Below are 1,873 nucleotides of genomic sequence, written 5' to 3'. Positions count from 1 at the left end.
CTGTGGATCCCCTTGACCTGGTCCGCCTTATCGATGCCCATGTGCTTGCGGGCACGCCGCGTAGCAAAGCCACCTTTGTCCACCGTGTTGACTTGGATGGGCCTGTTGTGTATGGGCTTGTTTTCTTCGCTACTGGTGCTGACGCTGCTGCGCGAAGTGCTGTTGCTGGGGGCATGGCTTATAGACTGGGCATGGCCGCAAGCGCTGCCCCTGCAAGCCCTTCAAACCAACACTGCGGTCGCATTACCCATCGTGGCCCTGCTCGCCACCACACTGGGTTTCTGGAACGCACGCCGCACCGCCACCGTCGTGCAGGTCGATGTGCCTATCGCCAACCTGCCCGAGGCACTACAAGGCTTTACCGTGGCACAGATCAGCGACATCCACGTCGGCCCCACTATCAAGACCCACTACCTGCAGCGAATAGTAGACCGGGTCAATAGTCTCAACGCCCATATGGTGGCCATTACCGGCGATCTGGTGGACGGCAGTGTGGCTGAACTCGGCCACCATGTCGCACCGCTGGCGCAGTTGCGCTCTACCCACGGGAGCTTTTTTGTCACCGGCAACCACGAGTACTACTCTGGTGCCCACAGTTGGATAGACGCGCTGCGTGACCTGGGTATACAAGTGCTGGTAAATGAACATGTACTGATACACCACAACACCGATGCACAAGACCCCGAGACAGCCCTGGTGGTGGTAGCCGGTGTGGCAGACTACAGCGCCCACCATTTTGACGAAGCGCACCGCAGCGACCCGCACAAGGCCTTGGCCAACGCGCCAGAGCACGCGGTGTTCAAGCTGTTATTGGCGCACCAGCCGCGCAGCGCGGCAGCCGCAGCCGACGCCGGCTTTGATCTGCAACTGTCGGGCCACACGCACGGCGGCCAGTTTTGGCCGTGGAACCTGTTTGTGCCGCTACAGCAACCCTTCACTGCCGGCCTGCACAGACTTCAGGCGCTGTGGGTCTATACCAGCCGCGGTACCGGCTATTGGGGCCCACCCAAACGCTTTGGTGCTCCGTCAGAGATAACGCGCCTGCGTCTGGTGCGCGCTTAAACAGGGTTTCACCGCAGGGCCGCCCCAAGGTGAAATGCTTCCCCCTCGGGGGGCAGAGAGCCACACGCAGTGGGCGAGCGAGGGGGCAACGTTCAGCGGTTTTCGGGCAGCTCGATCTTCACTTCCAGCACTTCCAGGTTGTCCTGGCGTTCCAGGTTTACCTTGATGTCCTTCTGGTTGATCTTGATGTATTTGCTGATCACAGCAATCAATTCGGCTTGCAAAGCTGGCAAATAGTCAGGCTCTGCAGCATTACGACCACTGCGCTCGTGCGCCAGAATAATCTGCAGCCGCTCCTTGGCGACACTGGCGGTTTTCTTTTTCTCGCCCAGCAGGAAAGACAGGAACGATGCCATGGCTTACTTCCCTCCAAACAGGCGCTTGAGCAGGCCCTGCTTAGGGGCTTCGGTGAAGCGCATAGGTTTGTCAACGCCCATAAAACGGTCGATCACATCCTTGTAGGCTTCCGATACATCACTGCCCTGCATGTGCACGGCGGGCACGCCCTGGTTGGAAGCCTGCAATACCGACTCGCTCTCAGGGATCACGCCAATCAGCTTGATGCGCAAGATGTCCTGAATATCTTCCAGCGACAACATCTGTCCTTGGTCTACACGGGCCGGGTTGTAGCGGGTGATCAGCAGATGTTCCTTGATCGGGTCAAGACCTTCAATCGCCCGCTTGGTCTTGCTGGCCAGCATGCCCAGAATGCGGTCGGAGTCACGCACCGAAGATACTTCTGGGTTGGTTACCACCAGGGCTTCATCGGCAAAATGCATCGCCATCAGCGCACCGGTTTCAATACCGGCGG

At 59.0% G+C, this 1,873-nt stretch carries 2 protein-coding genes and 1 pseudogene; 1 reads left to right on the top strand and 2 read right to left on the bottom strand.

Features of this window, described 5'->3' with window-relative positions; all coding sequences use genetic code 11:
• Positions 1-1,062 (top strand): metallophosphoesterase (locus AC097P_RS23550; RefSeq protein WP_479612860.1); only part of this gene is annotated, 1,062 nt, incomplete at its 5' end.
• Between the two features lie 92 nt (positions 1,063-1,154).
• Here the strand turns inward: AC097P_RS23550 and minE are convergent.
• A complete protein-coding gene (minE, locus tag AC097P_RS23545) occupies positions 1,155-1,418 on the bottom strand; it encodes a cell division topological specificity factor MinE (protein WP_479612859.1) in 264 nt (87 codons plus the stop codon).
• A gap of 3 nt (positions 1,419-1,421) precedes the next feature.
• A pseudogene (locus AC097P_RS23540) lies at positions 1,422-1,873 on the bottom strand (septum site-determining protein MinD); the annotation flags it as partial.

The sequence above is a fragment of the Rhodoferax sp. ZS1R8 genome, assembly GCF_056521325.1.
This window is presented reverse-complemented; position numbering and strand designations above follow the sequence as displayed.